16 protein-coding genes, 1 tRNA gene and 1 pseudogene are annotated in these 26,195 nt (G+C 53.8%); 5 read left to right on the forward strand and 13 right to left on the reverse strand.

Annotated elements, in window-relative coordinates:
• Nucleotides 1–30: 30 nt before the first annotated feature.
• From EO763_RS02645 to EO763_RS02675, 7 genes are all read right to left on the reverse strand, one after another.
• Complete coding sequence (locus EO763_RS02645) at nt 31–1,539, reverse strand: TolC family protein (RefSeq protein ID WP_039493826.1); 1,509 nt, start codon at nt 1,537–1,539, stop codon at nt 31–33.
• A 107-nt stretch (nt 1,540–1,646) separates the two neighbouring features.
• Nucleotides 1,647–9,929 (reverse strand): putative Ig domain-containing protein, encoded by an 8,283-nt coding sequence (locus EO763_RS02650; protein WP_161528006.1) that lies wholly within the window; start codon nt 9,927–9,929, stop codon nt 1,647–1,649.
• Nucleotides 9,930–10,137: 208 nt separating this feature from the next.
• The gene (locus EO763_RS02655; RefSeq protein WP_103161892.1) at nt 10,138–10,878 is read right to left on the reverse strand and encodes a phage tail protein; all 741 of its coding nucleotides are present in this window, start codon (nt 10,876–10,878) and stop codon (nt 10,138–10,140) included.
• Between the two features lie 483 nt (nt 10,879–11,361).
• Complete coding sequence (locus EO763_RS02660) at nt 11,362–13,470, reverse strand: site-2 protease family protein (RefSeq protein WP_161528007.1); 2,109 nt, start codon at nt 13,468–13,470, stop codon at nt 11,362–11,364.
• Nucleotides 13,467–14,792 (reverse strand): efflux RND transporter periplasmic adaptor subunit, encoded by a 1,326-nt coding sequence (locus tag EO763_RS02665; RefSeq protein ID WP_161528008.1) that lies wholly within the window; start codon nt 14,790–14,792, stop codon nt 13,467–13,469. The genes EO763_RS02660 and EO763_RS02665 overlap by 4 nt, the downstream gene beginning before the upstream one ends.
• Nucleotides 14,789–15,592: an efflux RND transporter periplasmic adaptor subunit gene (locus EO763_RS02670; RefSeq protein ID WP_161528009.1), complete on the reverse strand. Its 804-nt coding sequence runs from the start codon at nt 15,590–15,592 to the stop codon at nt 14,789–14,791. The genes EO763_RS02665 and EO763_RS02670 overlap by 4 nt, the downstream gene beginning before the upstream one ends.
• A 300-nt stretch (nt 15,593–15,892) precedes the next feature.
• Nucleotides 15,893–17,974, reverse strand: coding sequence for a DUF4034 domain-containing protein (locus tag EO763_RS02675; protein ID WP_161528010.1), 2,082 nt, complete (start codon nt 17,972–17,974; stop codon nt 15,893–15,895).
• A 330-nt stretch (nt 17,975–18,304) separates the two neighbouring features.
• Between EO763_RS02675 and EO763_RS02680 the strand changes: the two are divergent.
• Nucleotides 18,305–18,661, forward strand: a pseudogene (locus EO763_RS02680) (ATP-binding cassette domain-containing protein); the annotation flags it as partial.
• Nucleotides 18,651–18,908, forward strand: a complete 258-nt coding sequence (locus tag EO763_RS23495; protein ID WP_161528012.1) for a hypothetical protein — start codon at nt 18,651–18,653, stop codon at nt 18,906–18,908. The pseudogene EO763_RS02680 and the gene EO763_RS23495, both read left to right, overlap by 11 nt.
• Nucleotides 18,909–19,394: 486 nt before the next feature.
• Here EO763_RS23495 and EO763_RS02690 read toward each other — a convergent pair whose 3' ends face one another.
• Together EO763_RS02690 and EO763_RS02695 are read right to left on the reverse strand one after the other, a co-directional pair.
• Complete coding sequence (locus EO763_RS02690; protein WP_161528013.1) at nt 19,395–20,228, reverse strand: hypothetical protein; 834 nt, start codon at nt 20,226–20,228, stop codon at nt 19,395–19,397.
• Nucleotides 20,229–20,837: 609 nt separating this feature from the next.
• Nucleotides 20,838–20,945, reverse strand: a complete 108-nt coding sequence (locus EO763_RS02695; RefSeq protein ID WP_161528014.1) for a hypothetical protein — start codon at nt 20,943–20,945, stop codon at nt 20,838–20,840.
• Nucleotides 20,946–21,030: 85 nt separating this feature from the next.
• Here EO763_RS02695 and EO763_RS02700 point away from each other — a divergent pair, with 85 nt between their 5' ends.
• A complete protein-coding gene (locus EO763_RS02700; protein ID WP_161528015.1) occupies nt 21,031–21,273 on the forward strand; it encodes a helix-turn-helix domain-containing protein in 243 nt (80 codons plus the stop codon).
• A gap of 248 nt (nt 21,274–21,521) precedes the next feature.
• Here EO763_RS02700 and EO763_RS02705 read toward each other — a convergent pair.
• Nucleotides 21,522–21,597 (reverse strand) — tRNA-Phe (locus EO763_RS02705).
• Nucleotides 21,598–21,768: 171 nt separating this feature from the next.
• Between EO763_RS02705 and EO763_RS02710 the strand changes: the two genes are divergently transcribed.
• Complete coding sequence (locus EO763_RS02710; RefSeq protein WP_161528016.1) at nt 21,769–22,614, forward strand: AraC family transcriptional regulator; 846 nt, start codon at nt 21,769–21,771, stop codon at nt 22,612–22,614.
• A 35-nt stretch (nt 22,615–22,649) separates the two neighbouring features.
• Nucleotides 22,650–23,240, forward strand: a complete 591-nt coding sequence (locus tag EO763_RS02715) for a LysE family translocator (protein WP_161528017.1) — start codon at nt 22,650–22,652, stop codon at nt 23,238–23,240.
• Here EO763_RS02715 and EO763_RS02720 read toward each other — a convergent pair.
• The 3 genes from EO763_RS02720 to cutA form a co-directional block, all read right to left on the reverse strand.
• Nucleotides 23,237–23,812: a transcriptional regulator gene (locus EO763_RS02720; RefSeq protein ID WP_039491406.1), complete on the reverse strand. Its 576-nt coding sequence runs from the start codon at nt 23,810–23,812 to the stop codon at nt 23,237–23,239. The genes EO763_RS02715 and EO763_RS02720 overlap by 4 nt on opposite strands.
• A gap of 238 nt (nt 23,813–24,050) precedes the next feature.
• The gene (locus tag EO763_RS02725) at nt 24,051–25,781 is read right to left on the reverse strand and encodes a protein-disulfide reductase DsbD (protein WP_161528018.1); all 1,731 of its coding nucleotides are present in this window, start codon (nt 25,779–25,781) and stop codon (nt 24,051–24,053) included.
• Nucleotides 25,757–26,089: a divalent cation tolerance protein CutA gene (gene cutA / locus EO763_RS02730; RefSeq protein WP_039491402.1), complete on the reverse strand. Its 333-nt coding sequence runs from the start codon at nt 26,087–26,089 to the stop codon at nt 25,757–25,759. The genes EO763_RS02725 and cutA overlap by 25 nt, the downstream gene beginning before the upstream one ends.
• Between the last annotated feature and the right edge of the window lie 106 nt (nt 26,090–26,195).

Here is a 26,195-nt window from a genome sequence, read left to right on the forward strand (position 1 = left end):
ATGGTATTTCGGGCACGACAATAGTGCGTATCAGAACGATTGCAATGTACTGATTTTGCCCTGTTGCCAGTTGGTGTCAGATTGACGCAGTGCCTGACTGATATCTGCAAGGCTGTTGGACGGGAGGGTTTTCGGTAGCAAATCCAGTCCGATCGTTGAGAATATCTGGCCGTAGCTATTGCGTAGTTCTGCATAGGCCAGATCTTGACGCAAACTGGCGTTGAGTGCGTTCAGCTCACCTTGAATCAACTGTAGTTCACCGATGCTGTTAGCCTTATAGCGGTTTCTCAGCTGTTCGACGATTTTAGTGTCAAGATTGCGCAATTCTGAACTGGTTTTATATTGTCGCTGCGCCTCATTGAAGTTGGCTCGGGCGATGTATAACTGTGCCATAATTGCCAGTGACATCGCCTGGCGCTGCATTTCCGACACGGACTCGTTAGCCTGAGCGGCTTTACGCGCGGCTGGGCCGGACAGCAGATTGAACAGGTTCCAGGTGGCTTTCACGCCGACGTCAGCCCAGCTGTTGTTGACCAGAAAAGAGTTGCTGTCATAGTGGCCACCTGCGCTGATTTCCACGCCGGGTAGCATACGCAGCAGCGCTTTACGGGTTTCAGCGGCATGAATTCGCACCTGATAATCCTGCTCGCGTAGTTCTGGGCGACTGACCAGCGCCGCTTCTTCCAGCACCTTCACATCGACATTCAGCTGCGGTACGGTTTCGTCACCGCTTTGTGGCAACGCAAGCTTGTAGGCCGTATCCAATGGCAGGTTCATCAAGGTTGCCAGCTCAGTCTTGGCTAGCGACAGTGCGCGACGCTGTTCCTCCAATTGGCGTGTGGCGTCGATCAGGGCGCGTTGGTAGCTAAGGACTTCAATGGGGTCGCCAATCTGCTGTGACGACATGTGTTCGCTCGCGTCACGCGCAGCGTTGACACGGACGATCAGGCCATCAATCTGTCCCAATAAGCGTTCAGCTGCCACGGCGCGCCAGTAGGCGGAGCGTACGTCTTGCTGGATGGTGTGCACGACTTTGCGTTTACGCTCTTCGGCAATCCAGCGCTGATCTGATTTTTGCTGGGCGGTCACGTAGCTGACGCCAAAGTCGAGCACGTTCCACACCATAGTCAGATCGGCTACATCTCGGTCGCGGTCCTGTGAGGTGGAAGGTTCCAGAGAAGTACGTCCTGTTTCCACGCTGCGGCTACTGGAGGCACTCATATTATTACGCCCCACGTAGCCCGCTGATGCCGCCAGTTTCGGCAACATATCGTAGCGTGCTAGCTCCACCTGCTGCTGGCTCAGCGCATATTCCATCACTTTTAAGCGTGATTCGAGGTTATATTTCAGCGCACGTGCCATGGCATCATACAGCGTGATCGGTGCCGTGACGGGCTCCTGCTGGCTGAACATGGCGACTCGGTCTTGCTGGCTGCGTTGTCCGCTTTCGACCTTGCTGATCGGCTGGGTGGTCACGGCACAGCCGCTGGCGGCTAGCACGATGGCGCTAAGGCTAAATAGTTTCCGACCCTTTAACACGATTCCGCTCCTCGTCATTATCATCATTACCAATGTTATTTTTGTGATGGTTCTGGTTGTTCTTGCGATCGTCTTGCGTATCGCCGTTGCTGCGCTGCCGCGCAGGGTTATCCCTGCTGCTGACCACTTTCCTGCAATGCTTGCTCAATGGCCGCAAGACGTTGCTGTTTCGAATCACCTATCTGTTGTAATTGCTGATGCAGCGAGGGCGTAAATGCCACCGAGCGCCCAGTGCCGTCATCAGTGTTATTCATTGCGTTATTCGCCCCATCGAGCGGAATATCCTTCCAACTGCCGCCGGAGAAGACCTCCATTGGCGTCAGTGAAGGCAGATAGATCCCTGAGAACGTGCTAGCCAGCGATGAGGTGCCGCCTAAAGCGGGATCTTTGCTGAAGCTGGGGAAGGAACCTAGTGTGCTGTCGAAGTTAATGCCAATGCCGCTGGCGGCTCCACGTCCGAAAGTGCCCGCCATCTGACTCGTTGGGAGGGGGCCTCCGTCGGTGTTCTGGCGTCCGGTAGCAAAAATGGCAGACATCACTGACTTCGGTACGCCGTCGTTACCCACGGTGAAACTGCCGAGCGATGGATTGGCAATCAGACCATCCAATGCCGGCAGTGCTATCGTGGCATCTTGCGTAAACAACGGGCGTGTATCGCTGACTGACGGCGTCCGGCCAAGACCGTCGTTGGCTTTGAACTGAGGATCGCCGCTTACAAAACTGCTCGTCACCGTCAGGCCAAAGCTGGTGCTGATGGACGTATTACTGCCGTCGGTGGCCGTGACCCGGATTACCAAGGTACCGACATCTGCATTGCCCGGCGTGCCGGAGAAGGTGCCGATGGTCGGATCGAAGCGCAGCCAGCTCGGCAGCGGTGATCCGTTGGCGAGGGTGGCGCTCAGCGTCAGCGTGTCACCATCAGGATCGCTAAAGGTGCCGTCAGGCACGGTAAAGTTGAAGCCACCGCCCTGATCCACGCTTTGCGGCGGGATTGGCGTGGCGACCACCGGGGCATCGTTAACGTTAGTCACCGTCAGGCCAAAGCTGGTGCTGATGGACGTATTACTGCCGTCGGTGGCCGTGACCCGGATTACCAAGGTGCCGACATCTGTATTGCCCGGCGTGCCGGAGAAGGTGCCGATGGTCGGATCGAAGCGCAGCCAGCTCGGCAGCGGTGATCCGTTGGCGAGGGTGGCGCTCAGCGTCAGCGTGTCACCATCGGGATCGCTAAAGGTGCCGTCAGGCACGGTAAAGTTGAAGCCACCACCCTGAGCCACGCTTTGCGGCGGGATTGGCGTTGCGACCACTGGGGCATCGTTAACGTTAGTCACCGTCAGGCCAAAGCTGGTGCTGATGGACGTATTACTGCCGTCGGTGGCCGTGACCCGGATTACCAAGGTGCCGACATCTGCATTGCCCGGCGTGCCGGAGAAGGTGCCGATGGTCGGATCGAAGCGCAGCCAGCTCGGCAGCGGTGATCCGTTGGCGAGGGTGGCGCTCAGCGTCAGCGTGTCACCATCGGGATCGCTAAAGGTGCCGTCAGGCACGGTAAAGTTGAAGCCACCGCCCTGATCCACGCTTTGCGGCGGGATTGGCGTGGCGACCACCGGGGCATCGTTAACGTTAGTCACCGTCAGACCAAAGCTGGTGCTGATGGACGTATTACTGCCGTCGGTGGCCGTGACCCTGATCACCAAGGTACCGACATCTGCATTGCCCGGTGTGCCGGAGAAGGTGCCGATAGCAGGATCGAAGCGTAACCAGTTTGGCAGCGGCGACCCGTTGGCGAGGGTGGCGCTCAGCGTCAGCGTGTCACCATCGGGATCGCTAAAGGTGCCGTCAGGCACGGTAAAGTTGAAGCCACCCCCCTGAGCCACGTTTTGCGGCGGGATTGGCGTGGAGACCACTGGGGCATCGTTAACGTTGGTAACGGTCAGGCCAAAGGTGGTGCTGACCGAGGCGTTGCTGCCGTCGGTGGCGGTGACCTTGATGGTCAGGCTACCCACATCCCCATTGGCCGGTGTGCCGGAGAAGGTGCCGGTAGCGGGGTTAAACGACAGCCAGGATGGCAACGCGGTGCCGTCCGCCAGCGTGGCACTGAGCGTCAGCGTATCGCCGTCAGGGTCAGTAAAGGTGCCTGCGGGAACGGTGACATTCAGGTTGCCACCTTGTGCAATGCTCTGCGCGGCAATCGTGCCGGAGACCACTGGGGCATCGTTAACGTTGGTAACGGTCAGGCCAAAGGTGGTGCTGACCGAGGCGTTGCTGCCGTCGGTGGCGGTGACCTTGATGGTCAGGCTGCCCACATCCCCATTGGCCGGTGTGCCGGAGAAGGTGCCGGTAGCTGGGTTAAACGACAGCCAGGCTGGCAACGCGGTGCCGTCCGCCAGCGTGGCACTGAGCGTCAGCGTATCGCCGTCAGGGTCAGTAAAGGTGCCTGCGGGAACGGTGACATTCAGGTTGCCACCTTGTGCAATGCTCTGCGCGGCAATCGTGCCGGAGACCACCGGGGCTTCATTAACGTTGGTGACCGTCAAACTAAAGGTGGTGCTGACCGAGGCGCTGCTGCCGTCGGTGGCGGTGACTTTGATGGTCAGGTTGCCAATATCACCACTGGCGGGAGTGCCAGAGAAGGTGCCCGTGGCTGGGTTAAACGACAGCCAGGATGGCAGCGCGGTGCCGTCCGCCAGCGTGGCACTGAGCGTCAGGGTATCGCCCGCGTCCGCATCGGTAAAGAGTCCCGACGGGAGCGTGAAGTTCAGGCTGCTGTCCTGCGCAACACTCTGTGGCGGAACGGTGCCGGAGACCACCGGAGCATCGTTCACATTGGTAACGGTCAAGCCAAAGGTGGTGCTGACCGAGGCGTTGCTGCCGTCGGTGGCGGTGACTTTGATGGTCAGGCTGCCCACATCCCCATTGGCCGGTGTGCCGGAGAAGGTGCCGGTAGCTGGGTTAAACGACAGCCAGGATGGCAACGCGGTGCCGTCCGCCAGCGTGGCACTGAGTGTCAGGGTATCGCCCGCGTCCGCATCGGTAAAGAGTCCCGACGGGAGCGTGAAGTTCAGGCCGCTGTCCTGCGCCACACTCTGTGGCGGAACGGTGCCGGAGACGACAGGGGCTTCATTAACGTTGGTGACGGTCAGGCCAAAGGTGGTGCTGACTGAAGCGTTGCTGCCGTCGGTGGCGGTGACCTTGATGGTCAGGCTGCCCACATCCCCATTTGCCGGTGTGCCGGAGAAGGTGCCGGTAGCTGGGTTAAACGACAGCCAGGCTGGCAGCGGGGTGCCGTCCGCCAGCGTGGCACTGAGTGTCAGGGTATCGCCCGCGTCCGCATCGGTAAAGAGTCCCGACGGGAGCGTGAAGTTCAGGCCGCTGTCCTGCGCAACACTCTGTGGCGGAACGGTGCCTGAGACCACCGGAGCATCATTCACATTGGTAACGGTCAAGCCAAAGGTGGTGCTGACCGAGGCGTTGCTGCCGTCGGTGGCAGTGACTTTGATGGTCAGGCTGCCTACATCCCCATTGTCTGGTGTGCCAGTGAAGGTGCCGGTAGCTGGGTTAAACGACAGCCAGGCTGGCAACGCGGTGCCGTCCGCCAGCGTGGCACTGAGCGTCAGGGTATCGCCCGCGTCCACATCGGTAAAAAGTCCCGACGGGAGCGTGAAGTTCAGGCCGCTGTCCTGCGCAACACTCTGTGGCGGAACGGTGCCGGAGACCACTGGGGCATCGTTGACGTTGGTGACGGTCAGGCCAAAGGTGGTGCTGACCGAAGCATTGCTGCCGTCGGTGGCGGTGACCTTGATGGTCAGGCTGCCCACATCCCCATTGTCTGGTGTGCCAGTGAAGGTGCCGGTGGCCGGGTTAAACGACAGCCAGGATGGCAGCGGGGTGCCGTCCGCCAGCGTGGCACTGAGCGTCAGGGTATCGCCATCCGGATCGGTAAAGGTGCCGGCGGGTAAGGTGACATTCAGAGTGTCCCCTTGTGCAATGCTCTGCGCGGCAATCGTGCCGGACACTACCGGAGACGCATTGTTACTCGCAGTCAATGTCAAGGTAGAGGTTGCGGTGCTACTGGCATCATCATTGGCCGTTACCGATACGGTCCGATTTCCTGCCGTTGGCGTAGCGGCTACGTTGGCATACACAATGGCACGTAGCGCGATCTGGAAGGCTTCCTGCGTCGCACCGCCTGTCAGCGTCAGCGTCTGGCTACCATTGCCGGTTACGTTGATGCCGGCAGCATGGGCAGCGAGCAATGCCTGCCGTGAAAGGGATAAGGACTCACTGCTACCGTCTGTCGTTCCTGCCAAATTGAGCGTCAGCGTCCAGAGGCGGGAATCCCCGTCGGTTTGACTCAGGGTTGCTAAGGCATCCGTCACAGAAATGCCCGTAGCGGCGGAAGCGGCGGGTACCGTCGTGGAGTAATTATTGCCTGTGGTGCTGCCATTCAAATCGACCTGCGGGGCGGTACCAGCAGCAAACTGCGATTCATAAGCGCCAATATCAATGGCGCCTTGCCGTACCCTATCCAAGCCGCGTACATCTGTCTCACCCGTAACATAGAAACGGTTGCCTTGATTAATCGCATTGCTGGCCGTGGCGGCCAGTCGCGGATCGGATGACGACACCTGATTCACGCTGCCACTCAGGATGTTGTTGCCACCGTACAAGGTGTAGCTGCCGCCGGCGGGTTGTCCCGTTGGGGTGTAGGCGACAATATCCTGACTGGTGCCGGTGATGATGGAATTGCGCACGCTGGCGACCCAATTGAGGGCATTATTGATAAATTCGAAGACGATGCCGTTGTCCTGCCCGGTAATGGTGGTGTTGATCAGGCTGATGTGGGTGCTGGTGGGGTTACCCTGATTCCCGGTTAACCACAACCCACTGATACCGAAGGTGCTGCCTGCCGGGTTAATACCGGTATTGTTGGTGATGGCGGAATTGGTGATCGACAGGGACACTGTTTGCTGGGTACTGGACACAAACAGTCTGATCACCCCTTCATTCAAATTGCCAATCATCAGGTTGTCGTGAATATTCACCCGGTCAAAATCGAAGTTGTAGCTGCCGGGGGCAATGTTAAACAGGTCGAAGACGCCATTGCCGAACATGGTGTCACGGTTGCCTGAAATATCCACGTTGTACAGCCGGAAGTTGACATCGCTGGCACTGTAGCTGATCCCAAACACGCCGCCGGTGTCGGTACTGTAATCGGTGGTGAAATTGGTCAGTGTCAGGTTTTGGATGGCCAGGGTGATCGACCCGGTAACGATTTGAAAACCGGAATAGCCGCCACCGTTCAGGGTGAAACTCTGGCCGTCAATCAGTACGCTGTCGGTCGGCGATAGCAGCGAACTGGCCAGCGTCACGTCGGTTTGGAACACAATACGGTCAATACCCGCCGTGTTATTTGCCCAATACAGGGCTTCACGCAGACTGAGCCCGCCGCCGTCATTGGCATCCTCTTGCACCGAACTGCCGAAAGTTGCATTGTCGCCGATATCATCCCCGGCGGTGACAAACAAGGCGCTGTTGCTGGTAAGCACGTTGACGCTTGAGGTCAGGTTGAGTGCTGTGCTGTTGTTACTGCTGCCGTTGTCGCTGACCGCGCTCAGGGTGACAGCGCGCGTAGCCGCGGTGGCGCTGGCGCTGGTATTACCATAGCGCAAGCCATCCACCAGTCCGGCGATCTCACTGTTACTGGCGCTCATGCCGCTCAATTGCAGGGTGACGGTGTTACCGGAGCGTGTCACGCTGTAGCTGCCGATACCGGTCAGGGTGCCGGAATTGTTGGCGCTCAGGCTGATGTTATTGCCGCCAACGTTGATAAATTCGCCGCTGTCGGTGGCATTGGAAACCGTCAACGTTAGCGAACTAAAGGTCTGGCCGCTGTCGTTGGTATTGGCGCTGACACCGCTGAACAGATCAATCGAACCCGCCATACCGCCGATAAATACCGGGTTGCTGCCAGTGGCGCTGAGTGTCGGCGCTGTGCCCGCGCTGGTCGTGGTGGCATCAACCTTAACTACACTGACCGTATTATTACCTGCACTGTCCCTCGCCACCACATACACATCATACGCAGTGCTGGCGGCAAGGCCGGCCAAGGTAAAGCTAAAGTTGAATGGCGAAGAACCCAGCACCTGGCTGCCGGAGGCGGTGGCGCTGCTGCCTGTGGCGGTTTGCCCGGCGATCACTTGCGTCGCGGTTGGGGCACTGGCACCGTCAGCCACCACCACATAATACACATTGCCAGTTTCAGTGAGGCTGCCGCTCAGGTTAAAACCGCCCGCGGTGGCGTTGGACACGCTGGGTGACTGGTCAAACGTGGGGGCGATATCATCTACCACCACCAATGACACCACTTTGTCATAGGTAGCGGCACCGTCAGATACCTGTAGGCGTACCGAGTAGGTTCCCGCTGCCATGCCAGTGGCGTTGACTGCTTTTAGGGTGTTGCCGCTAATGGTGAAGAGCGCGTTATCGGTACTGCCGCTGCCACTCACCAGACTGTAGGTAAACACCGAGGAATCCACATCGGTCGCCGTCAGGGTGGCAACAGTGCCGTTGCTGCCGAGCGATTGCGCAAAGGTGGTGGCAGAGAGCGTAATATCGGTCGGTGCATCGTTCACCGGCACCACGGTGATGGCGCTGCTGATATTCGGCGCAACGGTATTGTTGCTGGTGCCGGAATCGGTCAGTTGCGTCAGCGTGACCGTGCGTGTGGCATTGCCGGGGTTGTCGCTGCTGTTGCCGTAGGTCATGCCGGACAGCAGGCTGCCCATGTCGCTGTTGCTTAGCGTGGCACCGGTGATGCTGACGGTGGCGATACTGCCGCTCAGGCTGACACTGGCGGTGCCAAAGCCGCTGCCGAGCGAGACGCTGTTACCGTTGCTGAGCGCGACATTGATGCCGTGAAGGGTCAGGTATTCGGTGCTGCCCGCAACGTTGCTAACGGTGAATGCCGCACTGGTGAAAGTCTGGCCGGTATCTTGGGTATCGACGCTGACACCAGTAAACAGGCCGACAGCCGTGCCGTTCTCGGTATAGGTGGGGTTGGTCCCAGTGGCTGTGACGCTGGGAACGTTATCGGTGGACGCAGCGAGAGGTGCGGTGACGATATTATCCCATGTAACAGTACCGTTACCGGTTGCTGTTGTTGTTAATCTCACCTCGTCAATATTTTGAAATGCATTGGAGAGTGTCGCCGTCTGGAATGTTGTCGTGAGGGTGATGGTTTGCGTTACACCTGCCACCGCGCTACCGTCTTTATAGCCAGTGATGGTGAACGTTGATGCGTAATTACCTAGCCCTCTAAGATCAATACTCGATAGTTTGAACTCGCTGCCATCCGTCGATTTAAACGCAAAATAGTTAAGATTTCCCCCAGGAGTAACAATCGTATTCAGAACCTGATTACCGCTAAGTGAAACAGTTTGAATTGTTACATTGCCAGTACTGTTAGCAACGTAGGTAAAACCGTTGTTGGGGTCGTCATAAGTTTGGAGACCCGGTTGGACGTTGACAAATGACGTCGTGCCTGAGAACTGTGAGAAATCGTTAGTGCCATACGTTGGGGAAGCCAACAAGCTATTGTATTCTTGCGCGATGGTCCCCAGTGCCGCGTCGGTTGTCTCTATCTTGCCGACCGTTGTTTCCAGTTGCCAGTCTCCCCCTTTGGCCGTTGCGCCAGTCAAATCATCCGAGGCTGCAATATCTGCCTGAGTGAGCTGTGAGAGTAAAGAGACAAAACTTTTTCCTGTGTCCTGTGCAATATCACAGCCATAGAGCAGCAGATCGCCATCCTGTGTTAACGCTGTGCCGAGTTTAGCTAGGTCGGCCGAACGAGCCTCTGCCGTAGCGCTATCAAGCGTCAGATTACCAAGGCGAACCTGTCCTTCATTGCCATGGCTCAATATATGGATCGCATCGTAACCAGTATGGGTTTCAGCCCATGCCGCCATCTGAGTCAGGCCGTCTTTACTGCTATCCAATAAAAATACGTCAACCCCAGTGGGGACACTATTGACCAGTGTTTGGTAATCCGTCAGCGCCGTATCAATAAACACGGCTTCTTTGCGTGTTGTTTCGCCTGCAACCGCCTGTACAACGACGTCAGTCGTGATGTCATGAGTAGCACTATTCTGATCGGATGATGTGCTGTTCTCCGATGCGGCCTCAGCAGAATGGTTTGCAGTCTGTGCAGGATGAGAAGAGGCTGTGGCGTCACTCGAATTACCGGTTTCGGCCTGAGTAGCCGTTGCGGCTATTGCGCCATCAAATAAGACGCGGGATTCAAGGACACAACCAAGAGGAGTGGAATAATCCTGCTCAATGTGGTCAGTTGGATGGTCACTTTTCTTACTGAATAATTGGCGCCACAGCATAAGACATACTCCAGAGTGGTGTTAGTACGTATAATTTTTCTACAGCTAATAGCGGGAAGTCATCACTAAATACGGACTATCGGTACGCTTGCCATCGTGCGTACAAACAGACCACTCCTATGCCCATCATTAGATTACATATTACGCTTTTAATTTCAAAATCTTACAAATGTTGCGCTCCCCTGAAAATGAGGGAAGCGCGTGGTTATTAGTTTGGGTTTACAGGAAAAATGCCTATAGCCGCTATGCACGCCGTTAGCCCCACACTGGGGTTACGAACACTGAAAGGTGTGCCGCCAATATTAGGGGAAATGGTTATACCTGTTAGGCTAGTCGCACTAAACGGGGCGGAAAATGGCTTCAACGTGGTGGTGGGTGAGGCATTACTATAAATTTTCGCTGGTGAATCAGCTCCCCCAAGCGAGCTTAAATCAAACGAAGGAGACGTTGTCGCCAATGATGTCGTGTTGTCTGGTACGTTAGTCGTTGCCGCACCGTTTACCACAGGAATAGCGATAGAAGCCGTACCATTAACGCTTCCTGAAGCGGTAATGGTAGCCGGATGTATGTGTGGGGCAACATTACCTGTCGTCAATGCGACATTCTCTGCCCCAAAGACTTGTGCACGAGTGACATTGGCTAACCCTGGCCCTTGTCCAACCCCTACCGGTACGCGCCCACGCATGTCGGGGAGCGCAAAGTTACCTTGCTGTAGAGAGCCTCCCCAAATATTTCCGATCAAGGCATAAAGCGCCTGATATTGATTGATAGTCACCGTTTGTCCATTTGCAGGAAGATATCCCTCTGGGCAATAACTGGTGACCATATAACAAATAGAGCCAATGTAAGGCTCAGTACTGCATGCAGATGCGGTAGCTGATTGCGATAGGCCTACAGCTAACACAGTCGCGATCGCAGTTTTGGCAAACAGACGCTGAACGCATTTCATAAACATCTCTCCTTGGAATGGGGGCAGTTCCACGCTGGGTGAAATATATCTGATGATTTTGATGCTTGGTCTTGTGATGCCTAACTTCACTTGCTAAGTAACATGTAATTTTATGTAAACAATAAAAACAAAATTACATATAAAAAGCGAAACTAGCAATAGCCTTTTACGTAGGCGGATAAGAAAAAGATTTGTTTTTTTAAGCTATTGATTTTAATTGATATTAACTTGGATTTTTAAAGGGGGAATGTGCTGAAATTGCTTGCGATATGTGTACGTTGTCAACGTAATACAAAACCAGAGAGAAATTTATTTGTTAATAAAATGTAGTGTATGTTCGACGCAATAGGTACGTGAAAACGTTAGGTAATCTTATTAACTGATGAAATCAGAAAAGGTATAACGCTTTTCTACAAAATCTGGAGCATGTTCTGCTCCAGATACCCACGGAGGTAGGTGTATATGTTGAGGGTAACCAACCCGCTAAAAACCACTTTCCCTGATACCCAATGCCGCTACCCGACGCCACACTGTACCAAGAATAGATTCCTTTTCTCCTTCCAGAATGACGCTGCCCCGTAGAGGCTGTTGCAGCGGCAGGAATTGCTCTTCCTGTATTATGAAACGAACGCGGTACTGCGCCTGCACTGGTTGAGGATTGTGGTCGCGGTCGCGTCGTACGGCAATCGGGCCGTGGCGATCGGAAGCGAGCATTTCTTGTTGCAGGTAAGCACTGCCCGTGGGAGCAATGTCATGAAGCGTGACGTCAAGACGTGGGAAAGCGGGATCGTCGGCAAGGAAGATGCCCTGCATGCTCTCTTGAGTACGCATGAGCGATTCTTCGGGTATATAGCCAATCACCCGTCCCTGCGCGGGTTCCACCACGCGTAGTAATGGCGTATCCGCCGTTAGCCAGCGTCCTGCTGTCATATCACGAGCCAGATCGCGTACTACACCTGCTTGCGGTGCTCGAATCGTTAAGCGTTGACGCTGTGCTACCAACCCACGATAGCGTGCCAGCACCTCAGCTAACTGCCGATCCATAACCTGAATTTCACTCGCCGTTTCCTGTCGTGCCGCTCCACGCTGTCGCTGCTGCTGTAACTGGGTGATACGCTGACGCTCAATGTCGAGACGATAATCCAGATCGACTGATGTGAGCTCCAGCAGAATGTCTCCGGCATCTACCCGCTGACCATCTGTAACGTGTAGCCGGTTAACCTGCGCCGGTACCGGACTGTAGAGGGTGCTGACCTTCTCGGCTTCCAATACAGCAGGAATGTGGATGCTGCCACCCCATGGATAGAGCAAGATCAACAAGAGGGTCGAGCACAGCAGTGCGCTGCGCAAAAAAGCGATAGGGTGTATTGATTTGCGCATTGACCACCAGGCATAGGCTTCTTTGGCTATCGGTAGCGCGATAAACCAGACGATTTCAACCAGCATTAAACCAATGCCGATCACCTTGATAAAAAAGTGGTAAACCACCAGCGCGATGCCAAAGAACAGGAAAAAGCGCCATATCCAAGAGGCATAGCCCCACACCAGCAGTTTGCGTTGCAGGGAGGGGGAGAGGTTTTCCGGTGCAGGGTGACCATGACCGAACAGACTTTCCCGCAACCGCCAGCGGCAGAGCGCATAGGCGCGTTCTTGCAGATTCTCTACGCGCCAGAAATCGCTAAGTAAAAAGTAGCCATCGAAGCGCATCAAAGGGTTAAGGTTTACGACTAACGTGGTCAGCCACGTCGCGCTGGAAAGCATAAAAGCTGCCGTTCGTGCCGGGCCATCTGGCAGTAATGCCCAAGCCAATAGCGCAATGACCGCCAACATCAGTTCTGCCAGAATACCGCCCGCGCCGATCAGCAAACGTGCTTGACGATCCTTCAGTTTCCAGGCGTCGGTAGTGTCAGTGTAAAACAAGGGAAATAACACGATAAAGGCAACGCCCATGCTTTGCACACGGCAGCCCGCCCGTTTGGCCATGAAGGCATGGCCTAGCTCATGGATAAATTTGGCGAATACCAGAGAGACGCCGAACACGGCCATGCCAGACAGGCTGAAGAGGTGTGGAAACGAATGGGTGTAACGTACCCAGTCTCGACTGACCAAAAATAAACCCAGCAGCAGGACGAATGGAAAGACCCAAATCAGAAAGGGCGCGCCATAGCGCTGTAGCCACGGCCAACAGCGGTTAAGTACTGGATCGGGTCGCCACAGAGGAATACGGAAAAAAAGATACTGGTGCAACACACTTTTCCACAAACTGGTGCGCATCGCCTGAGCTTTGCCCAGATAGCGCTGACGTTGTTCCACATCACTAGCCGCGACTAAATCGTGCTGGCGCAGGAACTGCAGTAGTTGCTCCAACTCTTTCACTCTCAGCGGCAGGCCAGGCTCACTGTTGGCGGCGGCCAATATTTGCTGCGGCTGGCGCAATGGCCAATGCCGCAGCAGGCGGATAGCCGAGGGAGTCAGGGTAAAATAACGCCCTGCTATAGGATCGGACAGCACCCACTGCGGGGCTCCGTTGATGCCAGGAGCCGATTCTACCAATTGAAGATCGGCGCGCAGGGGAGGCAGATGCGGATTCATAGTCCAATCGCCTGACGGATCACTGCTAGCGGGCGACGGAACAAATAAACGGCAAGTGGAACATAGTCGCCGGAAATTTTTGCCGTGCCGCGCAGGCCGATACGTGGCGGTGTGTCAGTGAAACGTGCATCCAGACGGTAGGCTAGATTGCCGGCTGGTGTCTGTTCCGACTCATAGGCGATACGTTCTAACAATGCGGCGTGTGGCGTCAGTGGATCGCTGTCCAGAAACAGTGTAATGGGTGCCTCTTGCTGCAACTGGATGGCGTCGCCCACGTCCAACTCGATGCGTAACGCGGTGAGAGCGGGGTCTGCCAGTTCCATCAAACGTTCGCCGGTGCGTACCGGCTTCCCCATCCAGCGCGTTGCATCGGCAAATACCGCAATGCCATCCCGTTCGGCGCGGATTTCTGCGCGACTCAGCAAGGCATTAGCGTAATCGCGTTCCGCCCGTTTTTGTGCCACCTGAGCGGCGAGAAAGTCGAGCCTGGCTTTGGAGTCCGCATCCTGAAACGCACGTTGAGAACTCGCACGATGCTCCGCTTCGGCGACATTCAATGCACGTTCGGCCACATCTGCTTGGGCTTTCAACGTTGTACTGTCAAAGCGAACCAACACGTCTCCTTGACGTACACTCTGGTTCGGTAACACGGTAAAGGATTGGATCACGCCGTCCAGTGGTGCGGCGACGACACGGCCTTGATGAGGAATAACCTCGGCGGGTGCCAACACGGATTGGCGCACCGGAATGAACAGGCAAGCGAGCAGTAGCAGCGCAGGTACGACGATTTTCCACCGAGCCCGACGACGCCAACGGGTCGTTTTCGGTTCGAGAGCCAGCCAGGCGTGGCTAAAAGCCCCGCTGAGTTGCTCCGCCAGTACCTGATCGGTACTCTGCCATGGTTGTTCTCTTGCGTACCAAATAGCACCAAAGGGGTTCCCCTGACGATCGTTGAGGGGGGACCATAGCGCCTCGGGGGCAGACAGCGCCTGCCAATCTTTACGGCTTTGTTCATCAAGCTGTGAGGCTTGAATCACTCTGCATTGAGCCAATGCTTTCTCATCGACGGATGATAACTGCGTACAGGCACGTTCAACAAAGGCGATAAAGGGGGCATGGGGCGCTGGTTGAGTGACGCCGGTTACGGCGCGCACCTTACCGTTAATCACAAGGGCGGCATGGCGAAAACTGAATAGCGGCTGGCTGTCGTTGACGATGCAGTAAGCTAGCTCTTCTGTGCTGTTGGCCGCCCGCGCTTGCCGCTCGAGGTCAAGGAAGCGGGCAAACGTAGCGGTGCTGACAGATGTTGGCGTAGTACTCACCGCGCCTCCGAAAACTGTGCCGTTCCGCTCATACCGGCCATCAAGGCATTGTCCGCGTGGGCCAGCGTACCAATCAGGCTCAGGGTTTGACTGCTCTCATCAATACGTGCGCCAAGCCGTGTGACCTTGGCTTGTAACGGTTTTCCGGTTTCATCCGGCGTGAAGGTGAAGACTAATCCGGGTTTGAGCACCGACAGAAGTCGTGATGGGACTAGCAAGTTGATCTCTAGATGGCGGTTATTCACCACGTCCAGCAGTGGAGCACCTTGCGCCACACTCTCAAAGGCTTGCACACGGCGTTTTACCACCTGACCGTCGAAGGGGGCGGTGATGCGACAACGATTGACCTGAATTTGGTAAACCTGACTTTCTGCCTGAGCTTGTGCAAAGTGCGCGGCTGATAGCGATACCGCGTGTCTCCCCACTGATTTCATCTGTGCCAACTGCTGATTTTGGCTTAGTTCCGCTTCTGCGGCTCGTGTGGCAGCAGAAGCCGCAGCCAATTGAGCTTGGTAAATGGAACAGTCAAACCGCACCAACAGATCGCCTTTCTTGAAGGATTCCCCTTCTCTAAACGGTATTTCCACAATACGTCCGGCCAATTCGCTGGACAGGGTGGCTTGTTCCACCGCTATCAGAATACCGCGAGCCTGATTGTCAGCAGGCGTGAGGGATGGTGTGTCATGAGAGGGCATTGCCAAGAGTGGGTCGCTTGTTTGCGCATGGGCCGCAAACGCGAATAAGGAAAGTGCCAGCAATTGAAAAGCGTGGCGAAATATTACGTTACTGAAACCATCCACACTGACCTGCCTTATTTGTTGAGGTGTGTGCCACGTCAGAAAAGATAAAGGGACTTTCTGAATTTTCACTTATTAGCGGTGCTTATTTTGGGGAATATAATGGTACAAAATGCGCTGAATTGGCAACTGCAATAGAGGGCTGTTCTGGTCTCAGTTTGTCGTTTTAGCCCATGCTTGTGCGATTTGAAGCTCGATAGATATTAACACCTGAAAATAATAGGGGCAGCGCTGCTGCCCCTATAATACGATGCGGTGATTGCCTACCTCGAGGAGAAGAGGAAATGTGCGTGCAGTTGTGGCTTACTGGTGTTCCTGATGGGCGTCATCACCAAACGTGATGGCGCGTCCACGCGCATCCATTTGCGCTTTATCGCGGCTAAAGCCCATTTTGGCGCGAACGCCGCTCAGCATGCCGCTCCGTTGATAGATTTCGTTCGCCCGATCGTGGTTGTACTGGCTATCAGGGCTGATTTCCAGCGCGCGGTCGATCCACACTTTGGCCAGATAGCTATTTTGGGCGACGCCCGCGCCAGTACGGAAAGCATGGGCATAGTAACCCGCCGCATAGTCGCGGTTGGCATCATCCTCGTCGTTCCATAATTCAGGCAGGACCACATCCAGACAGAATTTCTGGTCTTCCGCAATATCGCTAAACAATAACAGTGAACTTAATTCCCTTGCTGCACGTGTCCAGACCGTTCTTCCCACGTTAGGGCGGTGCAGGACACCGAGCATCAGCTCACGCACGCGCTGGTATTGCTCTGGCGTCAGCGTCTCATTATCTCTTACCAGGCCATAGGCAATATTGTACTGGCAAAATTCATTGCCTGCGTCTGCGGCTTTTTCCTGCCAGTATTTCGCTTTTTCTTGATCTTCATAAGAAGAAGGATCGCGCCCGTTACGACGGGACAAATGCCCAGAATATAAATCGGAGAGCGCTGCCATTGAGGAGGCTTCTCCCCAGTCGGCGGCTTCGTGCAGCAGGAATACGCCCGCTTCTTCAGAAACGTACTCGAACAGGTTTGTGGCCGCTTGACCAAAATTTGTGTCTGATTTCATTACGCGGCAACGGGCAAGCAGCGCATCGCTATCAAATTGGCCTTTTGAGATACCGTAGAAGCCAAATTTACTGGCGAGCGCCGCGATGGTGGTTTCATAGTGCGCATCGCCCCAGTATTGGCAGCGTTCCAGCCATTTTGGCAGTAGGTCAAAACTGTCTTCGATGTGGGCGAAATCCAGACAGCTGATTAACGTGGCGAATGCATCGCTTTCGGGATCGGATTCTGGGGAATCAACCTGCCACGCTTCAACCATCAGGTCGTAGGCCAGTTGCATATCCGCTTTATTCCAGTGGATGTCGTTTTCATCCTCAATACGTGCATAGTGGCCGAGGAACCAGGCGTATTGGCGCAAAACACGAGCACGGGTTTCTGGAAAGAGCTCCAGACCCAGCAACCAGTCGAACGTTTCCCGACAGTATGTGATGCTTTCGGTATCGTCTGCGTCTGGAATGAGTGCGGCATAGCCAAGGTAGTCCCAACACTGCGTCACACGCAGGCTGTTACGTTCCTGCTCTGCCAGTGTTTCACACAGTGGCCCATCAATAAATTGCGTCATGACCTCATGGCTGCCGCCCCAGCGTGGGTACAAGAAGTAAACGCACTCTTTACGTACTTCTACGTCCTGTGGACGAACGGCCAAGGTGACACGCAGCCAGTAGTGCATGGGCTCTTCCCATTCGTATTCCTCTCTGGCCGGCAGTGATGCGGGCAGAGCAACAGGAAGTTCAACAAGCGTGTGTGCGCCTTCATTACGCAGGTGCTGTAGACCCGCTTCCCACAACTCGGGTTCCACCTGCGCCTGACGCTGTGCGTAGGTCAGTGGTTCACCACCTTGTAGTAATACGCCCAGCCATTGCGGTTCCCCTAAATAGCAGGTCAAACGAAACAGGCGGGAAAAGGCCAGCGCAGGCCGTTGATGTAAAGCACTGGCGCGTAGGTAGGCCGAGACGCCCAGATCGCGAGCCAGTTCCGCGCCCATCCAGCGATCGTCTTCTACATATTGCCCGCCGTTTGAGGTACGAATCCGCGCAGCGGCGTTCTCCCAATATTGCCCTGTCAGATAAGTGGCGTGATAGCTCTCTGGACATGCGGCAACCCATGCCTGCAAGTGTGGCAGGGTATCGGCATCAGATACCGCTGGGTCAAAGAGCGAATTAACGTGCCAGAGATAGGTATAAGGCAGGTTAGGGCCATCCAGCCAAATCTGGTGTTCTTGCTCCAGCAGGGTATCGAGTGCATCGAATTGATGCGTCGCGAACATCTCGCGCAGCTGCGCACGACGGTTAACCAATGCGGTGAGTGATTCAGAAATTAATGTCATAGCGTAAATTTTTAGCCTGTTGTTGAGTCATCACGCCGACACACGGTGCTTTATCAGCAGCATGTGCAGGCAGGATTTCGGGGGTTACCGTGTTGTATCTACTTGATAATGATTACAGTTATACCAACAAATCGGTGCTCAGACATAGATATTTACATAAATGTAAATAACCGTTTAAAACGGTGTAAATGGGGACGGGAACGGCACCTCACATACCTGTATGCGCCGGAAAAAGGCTTCTGCGACGCCGAGCAGCAGGCGCTCTCGATCTATGACATCAGCGAACGGCTCATGGCAATCTGCAATCGACACTATGGCGATATTCGCCGCAAAGCGGCGCAGTGGATGGAAAACGTCGAGCTGCCCGAAAACCGTCTGGACAATTTGCCAACCACCTTTTCCGGCGGTGAACAGCAGCGCATCAATATTGCCCGCGGGTTTATCGGCGACTACCCGATTCTGCTGCTAGACGAACCGACGGCTTCGCTGGATGCCAAAAACCGACTGGCTGTCACACAGCTCATCAACAATGCGAAGGACAAAGGGTGTGCCATCGTCGGCATCTTTCACGATGACGAAGTGCGGCAGGAAGTCGCCGATCGCCTTTACACGATGTCAGTGAACGCCATGTCGATGAACACGATGCCGATAGCTTCCAACGCTCAGGAGACCGCAAATGATCATTAATAACGTCAACATGGTGCTCTCACGGGAAATTATTCATGGTTCACTGGAAGTGCGCAACGGCGTGATCCATCACATCAGCGATAGACCCAGCCGTCATCCCGGTGCGCTGGCGATCTTCACCCAACTGAATCCCAAACAACTGTACCTGACCCAAATCGGCCACGAACTGGATCGCTGGTTCCAAACACAAACGCTGCTGCCTCAGAACGTTCATGCTGCGTATGACGGGTTGATGTTGGGGTTGTAGGGATGGGGGATTCGGGGGCATTACTCTACACTTTTCTGACAGAGGCTATCTTCGAACAAGAAAATGAGGTTGCGTAATGATCGAATAAAATCCCTCAGCAGTAGGAACTACCTGAACTTCATAAGGGGTTATGCAGCTAATTATGCTTGAGGTATATATGCTGCATTGTCTTGGCCAGCTACCGTATAACCCAATTTTTTATTGCCGGTTGTGATTTTGTTGGACATCGTGCCATCGGTTGATGGCTGAGGTATATTCGTCGTACTTCACATTACATGTACGTTGGCTACGTTTACTTATCCGAATCACTTACTTCAGCAAGCTCATCGTGATGAAATAATGGGACATCCTGTCTCTTATCGGAGTCCAACCAGCATGAAACTCGAATTATTTATGGCATATATTAAAAAATATCTGTGAATGTGGTTGGTTAATATTAATAGGGTGAACGCCATGGCGTTCACCTTGACTATATTTTATGAATATTTAATATACATAATTTTTATTTGGCTTCACATCGTTAAATATGTCATCGAAATAAGAATCAGCATCATCAATTGCTTTTCCTTCGTATTTGTCTAAGAAGTTGTCAACTTTTTTCTTGAATGTTTCATTGCTAAAGTATTCTTCAATCCTGAATGTACCCCCAACCGTATCCACTCCAAATTCAAGATTTACTTCTTGATATGAAGCACAAGAGGTAGCGATCTTCTTTTGCTCCTGTTTGAAATGGGTACCATAAATTAAAAATCTTGGTTTGTAGAATACATTGCCACTAGTATCTTGAAATAGATCATGTGTTGAATACGCATAAAGGTAATTGTAATTTGCTTGGGTTTTATTCATTTCGGCACTTAAACCATTACCGAAATTTTGAAGGAATGTTGCAAACCCAGTTACGTTTCCAGCGATAACATTTCCTGCAAATTGAATTACACTTTTGGCTACTTCAACGCCTTTTACTGTTGTGTTTAAATTTTGCTCACCTTTTATAGGGTCGGTGAAGAATGCCGGAATTAATTGATTAGAGACTTCCTTCCAGATATCGTAATGGTACTTTTCCTTATTGCTTGGTGCTTTCTTGTTGACAGCAGCACTCGCAACAGCAACAAAACGCTCCATGAGTATTCGACCGGCTTTTACTTGTTTTTGTAGGTGTTTCGGTGCTTCGTTGAATTGGTAAGTTTGATATTGAACAGCCCCATCTTTTGAGAGCCCAGGGACGATATCAAATGTTTCATTGGATGCAAGTCTACCCTCAGGGCCGTGAATATTTTGAAAATACAGATCCACATCTTGAATTGCTTTTTCATTTAACATAATCACTCCTATTGTGGTGGTTTACATATTTTTGATGATACATTTCAAACTACATACTTCTCTTGCTTATAATTAGCTTTGAATAATTTAATTATATATTTTCTTGAATTTTAAATTATTTGAAAGGTTTTTAACCATAATTAAAGATATGTGATTTGTAGTGTAGGTTATTAATTTATTTTTTCCATTTTATTTTTAATGTTATTTTATTGAACTAAAAATAGTTATTTTTTAAATCATTTCATTGGTAATTATTTAAGTTTTTTTACATTGATTTTTTTCGTGAGTAAATAGATGGGTAACGAATTAATAAATAGTTTGTTTTTTTTATCTATAGAGTGATGCTCTAATACGAAAAGTTATGAAATTGAATTTCATTAAGTTTCTCCTGATGTTGATAGTGGTGGTTACTACACCACAGTTTGCGGCAGTGGAACCTACGCTAATACCACACAACTTTTGTAGTTGATAATCGTCTTGTTGGTTTCCTGTAAGCATCCTGGCAAACCAGACCATTCACTCTTAGAAACTTTTCAGCATTCTGGTACTGTGGAGGGCGCTATATTTAAGACTCGATTCGCTGAATGCTATTGATACCTCTCAAACCCTCTAAAACATAAGATTAATCGCATTCCTAATCTCATCTGCATACTTGCCGAGATCCGCGATAGCTTCACCCATGGCTTCACCGGGAACGCTCGATAGTTCAATGGTCATCAGCCGATAGTCTTCGCCGTTGATGTGAATTTTTTATCCCAAAATGGGATAATTTAATGAATTCATCATAGGGAGAAGTCGATAAATGGATAATTACGATTGGCATCCGGCAGACATTATTGCTGGCTTGAGGAAGAAAGGCACAACGCTGGCGGCGGTTTCAAGAGCATCTGGATTAGCGTCTTCAACACTTGCTAATGCGTTGACAAGACATTGGCCGAAAAGCGAAAGGTTAATTGCTTGTGCATTGGGAAAGCAGCCGGAAGAGATCTGGCCGTCTCGCTATCAAGGTATGAGCCAGAATCGTGGGGAAGGGGAGGCGGGATAACGTTCTCGCAGTGAACCGAACCCAGTTCAGAACCCAATCCCCAAAAGCAAAAAACCAGCCGTTAGGCTGGTTTCTTTAAATAAGTGGTGCCCAGACTCGGACAAACGCCGGAGGCGTTGAACAGCGCGCTTGTCGCGCTGGCCCTGAAAGGGTGAGCCGCTTGCGGCGAATAATCGAACGGTGTTCGATGGAGAGTCCGAATCCCCCAAAAGCAAAAACCCGCCTTTTGGGCGGGGTCTCTGAATTAGTGGTGCCCGGACTCGGAATCGAACCAAGGACACGAGGATTTTCAATCCTCTGCTCTACCGACTGAGCTATCCGGGCAACGGGGCGCATTAAACCTTAATCCCGTATTATCGTCAACCCTATTTAGGGAAAAGCTGTTCAACTGATTAACTTTACGGCAATCTGATCGGGTAGGCGTCGATTTTGCACAAATCTTCCAGATAGATGCGTATGAAGGAGTAATGCTGATAGCGAAAAGAGGGGGGCGAGATGGAGAACGACTGGCTTGAGCTACGTCAGCATGCAGATACGGGGATTGAAACGATCAAGGCGCATTTTGAAGGGCACGCCTACGATCCACACTGGCACGACAGCTACCTCGTGGGGGTGACGCTTTCCGGTACGCAGCAGTTTCACTGCCGCCGTGAACGACATCGTAGTCGTCCCGGTGATGCCTTCTTGCTGGAACCGGGTGAAATCCACGACGGTGACGCGCCAGTAGACGGCGGGTTTACCTATCTGACGTTTTATCTCGATGAGCAGTGGCTGACTCATGCGCTGCACGGCTTATATGCCTCCACGCCAGGAAGTTACTCGCTTCATTTTGCGCAAACACTCACGCGTGATCCACAGCTGGTCCGTTCGATTGGCGACACGTTCGCCACGCTTCATAACGATGAAATGAAAATCGTACAGCAGAGCGCCATGGATAACCTGCTTTCGCAGATTACCGCACATTGTCACTGGCGAAAAAGGTTGCCCTCACAGCTGCAAAGCACGGCGGTGGCCCATCGCGCACGCGATTATCTTTATGCGCATCTGGGCGAAAATATCGGTCTGTCTGACCTCGCGCGGGAGACGGGCACCGATCGCTTCACGCTGACACGTTGCTTTAAACGTGAATTTCATCTGGCTCCGCACGCCTGGCTTATCCAGCTTCGTTTGGCGAAAGCACGGCAGCGACTGGCGTGCGGCGAACAGCCTGCCGACGTAGCTGCGGCCTTGGGTTTCTCCGATCAAAGCCATCTTGGCCGGTGGTTTCAGCGGGCCTATCGGATCTCTCCAGCCCATTACCGTCGGTTGTGCACAAACCTTCCAGACGTTTCCAGAAAATAGCGGCACAGTCAGGGCTCTTAAAAAAGGAGTGACCTGTGAGTTTGATGCCGTTTCTGCTGTTTGTCTTTGTTGCCTCGATAACGCCGGGGCCAACGAATATCCTGATTTTAACCAACAGCCAGCGCTATGGCGTGAGGAACACGCTACCCGCAGTGGTCGGTGCCTGCGTGGCGGCAAGCGCTATCGTCCTGATTTCCGGTGCTGGTGCGGGGGAAATGCTGCGTCAGTATCCGGTGGTTCGTCAGGTGATGAATTGGGCGGGTGTGCTGTGGCTAAGCTGGATGAGCTGGCAGTTATTCTGGGCACCTGCGGCTACTCTCTCTGGCGAACCGCACCACCGTTTTACGGCTCGCGCAGCGGCGCTGTTACAGGTGATCAACCCGAAAACGTGGATGATGGCATTGGCCGTCGTGAGCTTGTTCGCCCCCGAGGGGGAGCATGCATTGCGGGAGGTATCGATCATGGCGCTGTGGTTTTTGATTATCTCGATGGCCTGTCTGGTGTGCTGGGCAGGGCTGGGGAAAGCGGTGAACAGGGTGTTTCGCACCACCGTTGCAATGGTGCGTTTTCAGCGCCTGATGGCGCTGTGTCTGTTCGTTTCTGCCTGGGCAGGCATGCTCGCTTAGGTCAACGCACCATTTTTGCGGCACAGCGCAAAGCGTAAAACATCTTCAGCCAGCCGCTGGGCGGTGGCGATGCTGGCGGCCTGATGCTTGACCAGCAGGTTGCTCAGGCAGCCTTCCAGAATCAACTCCATCTGCTGTGCCACCATTTCGGGATCGTCCGTTTCCAGCTCTTCCAGCAAATCGCGGGTGTATTGGTAAGACGCTAGCTTCTGCTGTTCCGCAATCTGGTGAATAGGGTGGTTGATATCAGGGAAGAAGCTGCACGCGGCAATAAACAAGCAGCCCGGATAACGCTGTTTGTTCACCGATTCATGCAGCACCTGATAGCGCGCCAGCAGCTTCTGCTCGATGGTTTTCTCGTCGTCTAAGAGAAGCTGACGCCGCCAGGTATCGACCTGCTGGCTATGGTGGCGCAGGCCGTCGTACAGCAGCGCCTCCCGATCCGGCCAGAATGGCGTCAGTTCCTCTACCGGAACCCCCAGTTTCTCCGCCAGCATATCCAGCGTCGTCATGGCAAATCCGTGCTGCTCCAGCAGAGTAAGCGCATGTTCAAGAACGTCTTCCCGTTGCATTAGGTCTCCTCCAGAAGCACATATAGGTATACCCGTCATACTTCAAGTTGCATGTGCGTTGGCTTCGCTCGTTACTCGGCTCATCCATGAGCCTCGCCCCGTCGGGGCCGCTGCGAGCAGCGTTCAAATCTGCTCCCGGCAGATTTGTCACCCGAATCACTTACTTCAGTAAGCTCATCGGGATGCCTTCCCTTGCCGCCTTCCTGAAACCCGAATTATTTAGGGTATATATCGTCGTTTATGGGCTGAATCTCTGCAAATGTGTCTGAAATTGTTCAGCGTTCATAAAACCGGTGACGCGCGAGCCGGGAATCTCTTTCCCCTGAGCGTCAAAAAAGACGATGGTCGGCAGCCCTAAAACCTGTAGCTTTTTCAGCAGCGCGTTTTGTTCTTCGCGGTTAGCGGTGACGTCCGCCTGTAGCAGCGTGATGTGCGACAGATGGTTTTGCACCGCCGGGTCGCTGAACGTGTATTTCTCGAACTCTTTGCAGGCCACGCACCAGTCAGCGTAAAGATCGAGCATAACAGGCTGAGCGCTCTTTGCCAGCGCGCTGTTGAGATCGGCAATGTTGGCGACAGGGGCGAAGTTCAGTGCCGAGGTGTGGGTTTGCGCCACGCCAGTTGGGGGGAATACCCAGTCTTGCAGCGGTTTAGCGCTGATCACTACGCCTGCTAGCAGCAGCAACTGTACGCCACGCATCCAGCCTTTGCTGTTACGCAACGTCAGCATGAGCGCCCAGCCGAAGAAGGTGATGCCGAGCGCGCTCCACAGGCGCATCCCCCACGTTTCGCCCAGAATACGTTCCAGCAGGAAGACGGGCAGTGCCAGAATAATGAAGCCAAACGCTTCCTTAACGTACTGCATCCACGGGCCGCTGCGCGGCAGCAGTTTGTTGCCAAACAGCGTGACCAGAATGAGCGGTAAACCCATTCCGAGCGCGTAGAGATAGAGCGTGCCGCCACCTGCCAGCATGTTGCCGCTCTGGGCGATATAAAGCAGGATGGCGCTGAGCGGGGCGGTGGTGCAGGGGGAGCAAATGAGCCCCGCCAATGCGCCCATACAGAATACGCCAGTGACGGAGCCGCCTTGCTGGCGGTTGCTCCACTCTGTCAGTCGGGTTTGTACCGATGACGGGAGCTGGAGCGTATACAGACCAAACATGGACAGCGCCAGCGCAGCAAACATCACCGACAGGCCAATCAGAAGGTACGGATGCTGGAGCGCCGCCTGAAAGCGTAATCCGGCCGCGGCGACAACCAGCCCAAGCAGCGTGTAGGTCAGCGCCATGCCCTGCACATAGGTCATCGACAGCAGCAGCGTGCGGCGCGGCGTCAGCTGTTCTTTTCTACCCAGCACCAGACTGGCAATCAGCGGGTACATCGGCAGGACGCAAGGTGTGAAGGCGACGCCGATACCAATCAATAGTGCCCACCACGGCGAGAACGGCATCGGAGTGGTCTGCGGCGGTGCGGTCTCTGACGCTGTATTAGGCGGTGCATCCGTGCCTGCGTTAGCCAGCACCTGACTGAGAGGAACGACGCGCGTTTCCGGCGGATAGCAGAAACCCGCATCGGCGCAGCCTTGATAGGTGACTTTAACCGTCGCGCTGCTCTCGGCCCGTTCAATGGGAACCGTTAGCGCCAGCCGATCCCGCAGGATAAAGACCTGACCGAAGAACTCGTCATTATGGCTTTCGCCCTGCGGCAGCTCCACCTTGCCAAGCGTAGCACCGTTCCCTTCGATCTTGATTTGTGCGCGGTACAGGTAGTAATCGGGATGGATATCCCAGCGCAGATTGAGCTGGTTATCCTGCTGTTGAAACTCAAAGGCGAAAGCCCCATCGACCGGCAGAAAGCGTGATGTTGTGCTGTTGCCAAACAGTTTCTGGCCGAAAGAAGAGGCGGCCACACTGGGTGTGCTGAAAGCCGTCCATAACAGGAAAATCAGCGTAAAGATGCGTTGAGCCATGTCAGATAATCGCTATTGCCCCCGGATACCGGCAGGACTAACAGCTCCGGCGTATCATAAGGGTGTTGTTGTTTCAGGTGAGTCAGCAGCGCTTGCTGATGTGAGGTATCGCTTTTTATCAGCATTTGTACTTCTGATTGCTGTTCGAGCTTGCCTTCCCAGTAATAGCGCGAACGTGCGCCGGGCAGCAGGGTGACGCAGGCGGCAAGCCGCGTTTCCAGCAGCGAATCGGCAAGCCGTTGCGCGCAGGCATCGTCAGGCGCGGTACATAATATGACGACAGCATCGCAGAGCGGGCGGTCAGACATCACATCCTCCGTGTCAGATGAACAAATTCCAGACAACCAGAACCACACTATACCTTGCTTTGTTGTTTGAAGGGAATGAGGCGGATCGACGAGTTAAGCCGATCCG

Source organism: Pectobacterium odoriferum (assembly GCF_009931295.1).
GTDB lineage: Bacteria > Pseudomonadota > Gammaproteobacteria > Enterobacterales > Enterobacteriaceae > Pectobacterium > Pectobacterium odoriferum.

Bases quoted from the DNA above. Each gene is read 5' to 3' on its own strand.
- EO763_RS02675 (WP_161528010.1), bottom strand. From the start codon at position 17,974: ATGACATTAATTTCTGAATCACTCACCGCATTGGTTAACCGTCGTGCG.
- EO763_RS02725 (WP_161528018.1), bottom strand. From the start codon at position 25,781: ATGGCTCAACGCATCTTTACGCTGATTTTCCTGTTATGGACGGCTTTC.
- EO763_RS02695 (WP_161528014.1), bottom strand. From the start codon at position 20,945: ATGACCATTGAACTATCGAGCGTTCCCGGTGAAGCCATGGGTGAAGCT.
- EO763_RS02650 (WP_161528006.1), bottom strand. From the start codon at position 9,929: ATGCTGTGGCGCCAATTATTCAGTAAGAAAAGTGACCATCCAACTGAC.
- EO763_RS02720 (WP_039491406.1), bottom strand. From the start codon at position 23,812: ATGCAACGGGAAGACGTTCTTGAACATGCGCTTACTCTGCTGGAGCAG.
- EO763_RS02660 (WP_161528007.1), bottom strand. From the start codon at position 13,470: ATGAATCCGCATCTGCCTCCCCTGCGCGCCGATCTTCAATTGGTAGAA.
- EO763_RS02690 (WP_161528013.1), bottom strand. From the start codon at position 20,228: ATGTTAAATGAAAAAGCAATTCAAGATGTGGATCTGTATTTTCAAAAT.
- EO763_RS02710 (WP_161528016.1), top strand. From the start codon at position 21,769: ATGGAGAACGACTGGCTTGAGCTACGTCAGCATGCAGATACGGGGATT.
- EO763_RS02655 (WP_103161892.1), bottom strand. From the start codon at position 10,878: ATGAAATGCGTTCAGCGTCTGTTTGCCAAAACTGCGATCGCGACTGTG.
- cutA (WP_039491402.1), bottom strand. From the start codon at position 26,089: ATGTCTGACCGCCCGCTCTGCGATGCTGTCGTCATATTATGTACCGCG.
- EO763_RS23495 (WP_161528012.1), top strand. From the start codon at position 18,651: ATGATCATTAATAACGTCAACATGGTGCTCTCACGGGAAATTATTCAT.
- EO763_RS02700 (WP_161528015.1), top strand. From the start codon at position 21,031: ATGGATAATTACGATTGGCATCCGGCAGACATTATTGCTGGCTTGAGG.